The organism is Streptomyces racemochromogenes, from assembly GCF_044129415.1.
Classification (GTDB): Bacteria; Actinomycetota; Actinomycetes; order Streptomycetales; family Streptomycetaceae; genus Streptomyces; species Streptomyces racemochromogenes_A.
The window spans coordinates 1-8,626 of the sequence record NZ_JBBDHD010000199.1; the positions used below are offsets into that span (position 1 = coordinate 1).

Annotated in this window: 7 protein-coding genes; all 7 read left to right on the forward strand. The window is 69.6% G+C overall.

Annotated elements, in window-relative coordinates; genetic code table 11:
• The first annotated feature begins 217 nt into the window (after positions 1–217).
• On the forward strand, positions 218–952 hold the full coding sequence (locus WDV06_RS34915) for an enhanced serine sensitivity protein SseB (protein WP_395513838.1): 735 nt from the start codon (positions 218–220) through the stop codon (positions 950–952).
• Positions 953–1,015: 63 nt separating this feature from the next.
• A complete protein-coding gene (locus tag WDV06_RS34920; protein WP_395513839.1) occupies positions 1,016–1,756 on the forward strand; it encodes an enhanced serine sensitivity protein SseB C-terminal domain-containing protein in 741 nt (246 codons plus the stop codon).
• 647 nt (positions 1,757–2,403) lie between these two features.
• Positions 2,404–3,396, forward strand: coding sequence for an ABC transporter permease (locus WDV06_RS34925; protein WP_395513840.1), 993 nt, complete (start codon positions 2,404–2,406; stop codon positions 3,394–3,396).
• A 94-nt stretch (positions 3,397–3,490) separates the two neighbouring features.
• Positions 3,491–5,203 carry an ABC transporter substrate-binding protein gene (locus tag WDV06_RS34930; RefSeq protein WP_395513842.1) on the forward strand — a complete coding sequence of 571 codons (1,713 nt, stop codon included), beginning with the start codon at positions 3,491–3,493 and terminating at the stop codon, positions 5,201–5,203.
• 164 nt (positions 5,204–5,367) lie between these two features.
• A complete protein-coding gene (locus WDV06_RS34935) occupies positions 5,368–6,369 on the forward strand; it encodes an ABC transporter permease (RefSeq protein ID WP_042811653.1) in 1,002 nt (333 codons plus the stop codon).
• Between the two features lie 32 nt (positions 6,370–6,401).
• On the forward strand, positions 6,402–7,463 hold the full coding sequence (locus WDV06_RS34940) for an ABC transporter ATP-binding protein (RefSeq protein WP_395513843.1): 1,062 nt from the start codon (positions 6,402–6,404) through the stop codon (positions 7,461–7,463).
• Between the two features lie 5 nt (positions 7,464–7,468).
• Positions 7,469–8,572 (forward strand): ABC transporter ATP-binding protein, encoded by a 1,104-nt coding sequence (locus tag WDV06_RS34945; protein ID WP_395513841.1) that lies wholly within the window; start codon positions 7,469–7,471, stop codon positions 8,570–8,572.
• Positions 8,573–8,626 lie beyond the last annotated feature (54 nt).

The following is an 8,626-nucleotide window of genomic DNA, read 5'->3' on the forward strand; positions in this document are numbered from 1 at the left end:
CCTCAAACGCCGGCGGGACTGTCTATAGCCCCGCCGGCGTTTGAGGCGCGGGGTCTGGGGCGGAGCCCCAGGAGACGGAGAAAGGGCGGGGCGGGGAGACGGCTCCGCGCAGCGGCAGCCTGGCCCCGGCCGACCGGCACCCCACCCCCGGCGGGCGACCGGATAGCCTCGGGGCGACATCGGCGGGACGGAAACACAGAGGCAGAGGCAGGGGCACATGCACGGCAACGGCTGGCCGGCGAACGAGTTGGAGCAGGTACTCGGGGCGGCCCTCGGCCAGCCGGACGCCGGCCCCCGCATCCTGGAGGTCCTCGGCCGCAGCCAGGTCTGGGTCCCGCTCCCGCAGGGCGGCGGCCCCGACAGCCCCTCCCTCGACCTCCCCACCATGCTGATCGCCGGCGAGGCGTACGTCCCCGTCTACAGCTCCGAGGCCCAGTTCCGCTACGCCGCCGGCCCCGCCATGGACTTCGCCGTGGCCCCCGCCGTGGAGTTCGCCCGCGGCCTGCCCCCGCAGCTCGGCATCGCCGTGAACCCCGAGGGCGCCGTCGGCGTCCCCCTGCCCCCCGCCGCCGTCGCACAGCTCTGCCGCGCCGGCCGGACCGAACTCGACGGACCCGCCACCGGCGCCCGCGTCCGGCTCTTCGAGCCCGACTGGCAGGACGACCCCGTCGACTTCCTCGCCGCCGCCGCCGAGGAGTTCCGCGCCACCGGCGTGGTCGCCGCCGCGCACCGCTGCCTGGCCAGCGTCGAGGGCAAGGACCCCGAGCTCTACATCGGCGTCCGGCTGGTGGGATGGGACGCCGGCTCCCGGACGGCCCCCCTGGAGGCGCTCGGCCGCGCCCTGGCCCGCGTACCCGCGCCCTGGCCGGTGCAGTTGATCCTGCTGGAGGCGGCCGAGGACCCGGTCACGGACTGGATTCGTGAGCGCGTGCGCCCCTTCTACCTCCCGTAGCGCCGCTTAAGCTGTTCGGGACGTGGAGACGACGGGCGGACGAAGACGAAGAGGGGTACCCGGGTGAGTGCGTCAGGCACGGCCGCGGCCGGGCAGGTCGAGCACATGCTGCGCCAGGTGACTCCCGGGCGCTATGAGAGCTACGAGTCATTCCTGCACGCCCTCGCCGAGGGCAGGCTGTGGATGCTGCTCTGGCAGGGGCAGCCGGGCTCACCGGACGCCCAGTACGGCGGCATGGAGGTCGAGGGCCTCGGTTACGCGCCCTGCGTGACCTCCCCGCAGGAACTGGCCGCCAGCGGCTGGAACCGCGGCTACGAGGTGGTCACCGGCCGGGACATCGCCCGCGCCCTGTACCCCGACCGCTGGGGCCTGTGGGTCAACCCGCACGCCCAGGGCGGCGGCCTCGGCGTCCCCTGGGCGGACCTGCGCCGGGTCGCGACCGGGCTGGACCGGATGCCGGCCGGGCCGCTGCGGTTGTCCGAGCCGGCGCTGGAGCTCCCGCAGTTCTACGGGCTGCTGACCCAGCACGCCCACCGCACGCCCGCCGTCCGCTCGCTGCGCCGCGCCTGGGTGCAGCCCGCGCTGGGGTCGGCGTACCTCGCCGTCGGGCTCGACCTGTACGACGCCTCCGCGCCCGCGCTGGAGTCCGTGCGGGAGATGATGCGCCAGTCGGTCGGCGCGGTGCCCGAGGGCGTCCCGGTGTGCACCGTCGCGCTGGCGGACGAGCACGATCCGGTGGCCATGTGGCTGCGCGCGCAGACCCGGCCGTTCTACGACCGCGAGGGGCAGGCGGCCGCCTACTGAGCCCCCGCCCCGGGCCTCCGGGGCGAACACCGAGTCCGTTACAGGGACATTTCAGGGTTTGCCCGCACTGCGAGACGGGCTGTTCGAGGCGACTCCGGGCCGTCGGGAACCATCCTTCCCGGCGGCCTTCCCCTTGTCCGTTTTTGACCCCGAATGGGCGCCCAATTGGCGTGCTCCTCTGAGGAGTTGGGTGCCATGTCCCGTTTGGATACCGAACGGACGGTGTTGCTCCGCTGAGCCGCGAGCGGAGTCCGGATAACGGGAACTCAAGCCTCAGATCACGGTTGCGCATCCTTTCATCTGCGGGTCTGGCGGCTGGTCGAGCGCCCGATGAAGACTCCCCACCCAAGAGCCGGTCAGTCCTCCAGGACCCGGTTCGGCACGTGCACTCCGCTTGTCGCTCCGCACAGCAATTCCCGCACCTCCGCACGCCCGCAGTCCTCGCATCTCCTCGCGTCACCCTGCACTTCTCGCACCTCCTGCACCTCCTGCACCTCCCGCAGTTCTCGCAGTACTCACGCACCTCCCGACGCATCCCGTCCGCGTTCCACCGTGTCCCGAGCACTCCGAGCGCCACTCCGCACCAACGCCGCCACAGCGGCGGGCATGGGCCGACCATCCGTCGGCCGAGAGGGGTCCCCACCACGATGACGGCACCACTGCACGACACGAGCGCGGAAACGCCCGCACCCGTGTCCGTAGCCGACGTCCCTGCCAAGGCCATCGAAGGCCGCTCGCCCGGACGCATCGCCTGGATGCGGCTCAAGCGCGACAAGGTCGCGCTGACCGGCGGACTGGTCGTGATCTTCCTGATCCTGGTGGCGATCTTCGCGCCGCTGATCGTGAAGCTCCTGGGCCACGACCCCAACGAGTTCCACGAGGACCTGATCGACCCCGACCTGGGCACGCCGCTGGGCTCCCTCGGCGGCATCAGCTCCGACCACCTGCTGGGCGTCGAGCCGACCAACGGCCGCGACGTCTTCAGCCGGATCGTCTACGGCGCCCGCATCTCCCTGATCGTCGCCTTCCTGGCCGCCTTCGTCTCGGTGGTCCTCGGCAGCTTCCTGGGCGCCCTGGCCGGCTTCATCGGCGGCTGGGTCGACAGCGTCATCAGCCGCCTGATGGACCTGCTGCTGGCCTTCCCGCAGCTGCTGTTCACCATCGCGCTCGTCTCCGTCGTCCCCAACTCCGTCTGGGGCTTCGAGGGTTCGGGCGTCCGGATGGGCGTGCTCATCCTCGTCATCGGCTTCTTCGGCTGGCCGTACATCGGACGCATCGTCCGCGGCCAGACGATCTCCCTGCGGGAACGCGAGTACGTCGAGGCGGCGCGCAGCCTCGGGGCCGGCCGCGGCTACATCCTCGTCAAGGAACTGATGCCGAACCTGGTCGCGCCGATCCTCGTCTACGCCACGCTGATCATCCCGACCAACATCCTGACGGAAGCGGCCCTCAGCTTCCTGGGCGCCGGCGTCAAGCCCCCCACCTCTTCCTGGGGAAAGATGCTCTCCGACGCCGTCCCCATCTACCAGGACGACCCCATGTACATGGTGGTCCCCGGTATGACGATCTTCATCACCGTCCTGGCGTTCAACCTCTTCGGGGACGGGCTGCGTGACGCACTCGACCCCAAGGGCAGCTGAACCGCTTCTTCGATTCACCACCTATGGAGGTTGGACAACCGTGATCCGCAGAAAGCAGGCCCTCGCGATCGCCGCCGTGATCGCCGCCCTGTCGATGACCGCCGCGTGCGGTGGCAACGGGGACAGCAAGGACGACACCAAGGCGGCCGACGCCGACAGCGGCAAGGGCTACAGCGGTGCCGCCGACGGCGTGATCAACGCCTCCGACGCCAAGGGCGGCGAGCTCAAGCTCTGGTCCCCGCAGGACGTCGACTACCTCGACCCGCAGCGCGCCTACTACGGCTTCGTCTGGGACATGCAGCGCCTGTACGTCCGCAGCCTGCTCGCCTACGACGCCAAGCCCGGCAAGGACGGCACCAAGGCCGTCCCGGACCTCGCCGAGGCCCTGCCGGTCGTCACCAACGACGGCAAGACGTACACCCTGAAGCTCAAGGACGGGGTGAAGTTCGAGGACGGCACCCCGATCACCTCGAAGGACGTCAAGTACGGCATCGAGCGCGTCTTCGCGCAGGACGTGCTGTCCGGCGGCCCGACCTACCTGATCGACGTCCTCGACCAGGGCCAGAAGTACCCCGGCCCGTACAAGGACACCGCCCCGGACAAGCTGGGCCTGCAGTCCGTCCAGACGCCGGACGACAAGACGATCGTCTTCAACCTGGCGAGCGCCAACGCCGACTTCAGCTACCTGCTGGCCATGCCGACCTCCTCGCCCGTCCAGGCGAGCAAGGACACCGGCGCCACCTACACCAACAAGCCGGTCTCCACCGGCCCGTACAAGGTGGAGAGCTTCACCGCCGGCAAGGGCGCGACCTTCGTCCGCAACGAGAACTGGGACCCGAAGACGGACCCGATCCGCAAGGGCCTGCCGGACAAGGTCTCCTTCACGGTGACCACCAACCCGGACGACATGGACCAGCGCCTGCTCTCCGGCGACATCGACCTCGCCATCGACGGCACCGGTGTGCAGCAGGCCGCCAAGAACAAGATCCTCAAGGACGCGAACCTCAAGAAGAACGCGGACAACCCGTTCACGGGCTACATCCGCTACTTCGCCTTCCCGACCACGGTCGCGCCGTTCGACAACATCGAGTGCCGCAAGGCCGTCATCTACGCGGCCGACCCGAAGTCCCTGCAGACCGCCCGCGGCGGCCCGACCAGCGGTGACCTCGGCGCGAACATGCTGCCGCCCGGCGTCCCCGGCTCGGACAAGAGCTACGACCCGTTCGGTCTGACGAAGGGCAAGCCGCAGGAGGCCAAGGCCAAGGAGGCCCTCAAGGCCTGCGGCAAGCCGGACGGCTTCGAGACCACCATCGCGGTGCGCAACAACAAGGCGCCCGAGGTGAAGACGGCCGAGTCCCTCCAGGCCTCGCTCGCCAAGGTCGGCATCAAGGCGACGATCGACCAGTACGACGGCAAGCTCAACTCCTCCGTGATCGGTTCGCCCGAGAACGTGAAGAAGAAGGGCTACGGCATCATCGTCATGGGCTGGGGCGCCGACTACAACTCCGGCTCGGGCTTCCTCCAGCCGCTGGTCGACGGCTCGTTCATCCTGCCGAACGGCAACAACAACTACACGATGATCAACGACCCGGAGATCAACGGCCTCTTCAAGACGGCCGCCACCAAGTCTCCGGAAGAGGCCGCGCCCTTCTACACGCAGATCAACCAGAAGGTCATGGAGAAGGCCCTCTACCTGCCGATCAACTTCGACAAGGCGCTCGTCTACCACAACCCGCGCCTGACGAACGTCTACTTCAACGAGTCCTTCGGCAAGATCGACCTCGCCACCGTGGGCATCAAGCAGTAACAGCACCGGCCGGCCCCCGGCCCGAGTCGTCACGTACCACGTAACACCACAGGCAAGTGCCTTCACCGCACATGCGCTAGTCCGAAGGGCAGGTGAAGGCCGCAGGCGGTGGCCGCCGACCCCCACGAGGGGCGGCGGCCACCCGCGCCGGGCGGCCGACTGCAGTGCTCGTCTACCTCATACGGCGGCTGTTCAACGTCGCCGCCACGCTGCTGGTGGTCTCCGTGGTCACCTTCGGCATCTTCTTCGCGGTCCCGAAGCTGACCGGCAGCGATCCCGCGCTCATGTACGCCGGACGCGAGACCAACGAGACCGCCCTGGCGGGCATCCGCGTGAAGATGGGCTTCGACAAGCCGATCTCCGAGCAGTACCTGCTCTTCGTCAAGGGAATCTTCGCCGGCCGCGACTACGACGGCGGCACGGGCGTCACGCACTGCGCCGCCCCGTGCTTCGGCTACTCCTTCAAGACCGAGGCGCCCGTCTGGCAGACCATGATGGACCGCATCCCCGTCACCCTCTCGCTCGCCCTCGGCGCGGCGGTCATCTGGGTGATCGCGGGCGTGGCCACCGGCGTCGTCTCGGCACTCAAACGCAGGACCGCCATCGACCGCACGGTGATGGTCGGCGCCCTCGCCGGCGTCTCCCTGCCGATCTTCTTCACCGGCATGGTCGCCCCCGCGATCTTCGTCTACAGCCTCGGCTGGCTGGACGTCTCCAACTACAAACCCCTGACCGAGGATCCGCTGGCCTGGCTCAACAGTCTGATCCTGCCCTGGGTCACCCTCGCCTTCCTCTTCGCCGCCACCTACGCCCGCATCACCCGGGCGACCATGCTCGAAGTCCTCGGCGAGGACTACATCCGCACCGCCCGCGCCAAGGGCCTCAAGGAGGGCGTGGTCATCCGCAAGCACGCCCTGCGCTCCACCCTCACGCCGATCGTCACCATGTTCGGCCTGGACCTCGGCGGCCTCCTCGGAGGCGCGGTGCTCACCGAGACCACGTTCAACTTCCAGGGCCTGGGGACGGCGGCGGTGGCCGCCATCAGCCAGGGCGACCTGCCCGTGATCATGGGCGTCACCCTGCTCGCCGCACTGTTCGTGGTGCTGGCCAACCTGATCGTGGACCTGCTGTACGCCGTCATCGACCCGCGCGTGAGGCTGACGTGACCGAGAACCAGAACAACGGCGCGCCCGCCTTCGTGCCCGAGCAGGGGAGCCCGCGCGACGGCGCCCCCTTCCTGTCCGTGCGCGACCTGAAGGTGCACTTCCCCACCGACGACGGTCTCGTGAAGTCCGTCGACGGCCTCTCCTTCGACCTCGAACGCGGCAAGACCCTCGGCATCGTGGGCGAGTCCGGCTCCGGCAAGTCCGTCACCTCGCTGGCCATCATGGGCCTGCACCGCACCGGCAACGCCCGCAGCCGCCCGCACATCTCCGGCGAGGTCGTCCTCGACGGCGAGGAGCTCGTCAGCGCCGACGCCGACCACGTCCGCCGGCTGCGCGGCCGCAAGATGGCGATGGTCTTCCAGGACCCGCTGTCCGCGATGCACCCCTACTACTCGGTGGGCAAGCAGATCATCGAGGCGTACCGGACCCACCACCACGTCGACAGGAAGACGGCCCGCACCCGGGCCGTGGAGATGCTCGACCGCGTCGGCATCCCCGAGCCCCACCGGCGCGTGGACGCCTACCCGCACGAGTTCTCCGGCGGGATGCGCCAGCGCGCGATGATCGCGATGGCCCTGGTCAACAACCCCGAACTGCTCATCGCGGACGAGCCGACCACGGCCCTCGACGTCACCGTCCAGGCGCAGATCCTCGACCTGATCCGCGACCTCCAGAAGGAGTTCGGTTCCGCGGTCATCATGATCACGCACGACCTCGGCGTGGTCGCCGAGATGGCCGACGACCTCCTCGTGATGTACGGCGGCCGCTGCGTCGAGCGGGGCTCCGCCGAGAAGGTCTTCTACGAGCCCCGGCACCCCTACACCTGGGGCCTGCTCGGCTCCATGCCGCGCATCGACCGCGACCAGACCGACCGGCTCATCCCGGTCAAGGGCTCGCCGCCCAGCCTCATCAACATCCCGAGCGGCTGCGCCTTCAACCCCCGGTGCCCCTACGCCGACGTGCCCAAGGGCGGCATCACCCGCACCCAGCGCCCCGAGCTGACCGAGGACGGCAGCCGGCACTGGTCCGCCTGCCACATGTCGCAGGAGGAGCGGACCCGGATCTGGACCGAAGAGATTGCGCCGAAGCTGTGACCGACATGAACAAGGACTCCGCCAAGGCCCCCGAGGCGGAAACACTCCTGAAGGTGACCGGCCTGGTCAAGCACTTCCCCATCAACAAGGGGCTGCTGCGCCGCCAGGCCGGGGCCGTCAAGGCCGTCGACGGGATCGACTTCGAGGTCCGGCGGGGTGAGACCCTCGGCGTCGTCGGCGAGTCCGGCTGCGGCAAGTCGACGATGGGCCGCCTCATCACCCGCCTGCTGGAGCCGACCGGCGGCCGCATCGAGTTCGAGGGGCAGGACATCACGCACCTGGGCGTCTCCCAGATGCGCCCGCTGCGCCGCGACGTCCAGATGATCTTCCAGGACCCCTACGGCTCCCTGAACCCGCGCCACACGGTCGGTGCGATCGTCTCGGCCCCCTTCAACCTCCAGGGCGTCACCCCGGAGGGCGGGGTCAAGGCGGAGGTCCAGCGCCTGCTGTCCCTGGTCGGCCTGAACCCGGAGCACTACAACCGCTACCCGCACGAGTTCTCGGGCGGCCAGCGCCAGCGCATCGGCATCGCCCGGGCCCTGGCCCTCAAGCCGAAGCTCGTCGTCGCGGACGAGCCGGTCTCGGCGCTCGACGTGTCGATCCAGGCCCAGGTGGTCAACCTGCTGGACGACCTCCAGCAGGAGCTCGGCCTCACCTACGTGATCATCGCGCACGACCTGTCGGTCATCCGGCACGTCTCCGACCGCATCGCGGTGATGTACCTCGGCAAGATCGTGGAGCTGGCCGACCGCAAGTCCCTGTACGAGTCCCCGATGCACCCGTACACCAACGCCCTGCTCTCCGCCGTCCCGGTCCCGGACCCGCGGCGGCGCGGGGCCAAGAGCGGCCGCATCCTGCTCAAGGGCGACGTCCCCTCGCCGATCTCCCCGCCGGCCGGCTGCCGCTTCCACACGCGCTGCTGGAAGGCCACGGAGATCTGCAAGACCCAGGACCCGCCCCTGGTCGCCCTCAAGACGGGCCACGAGGTCGCCTGCCACCACCCGGAGAACGCCGAGGCCGCCACCCCGCCTGCGTCCAGCCCCGCCGGCGTGTGTTGGGGGGGGCCCCCCGCCCCCCCCCTCAAAAAAACCTTCTCAACCCACACATAAAGCCCCGCCTCCCCCAACCCCCAGAAATCCCGCGCCTCTTATTAATTCCCCCCT

Coding starts and splice junctions, on each gene's coding strand:
- WDV06_RS34915 (WP_395513838.1), top strand. CDS start 218: ATGCACGGCAACGGCTGGCCGGCGAACGAGTTGGAGCAGGTACTCGGG.
- WDV06_RS34930 (WP_395513842.1), top strand. CDS start 3,491: ATGACCGCCGCGTGCGGTGGCAACGGGGACAGCAAGGACGACACCAAG.
- WDV06_RS34945 (WP_395513841.1), top strand. CDS start 7,469: ATGAACAAGGACTCCGCCAAGGCCCCCGAGGCGGAAACACTCCTGAAG.
- WDV06_RS34925 (WP_395513840.1), top strand. CDS start 2,404: ATGACGGCACCACTGCACGACACGAGCGCGGAAACGCCCGCACCCGTG.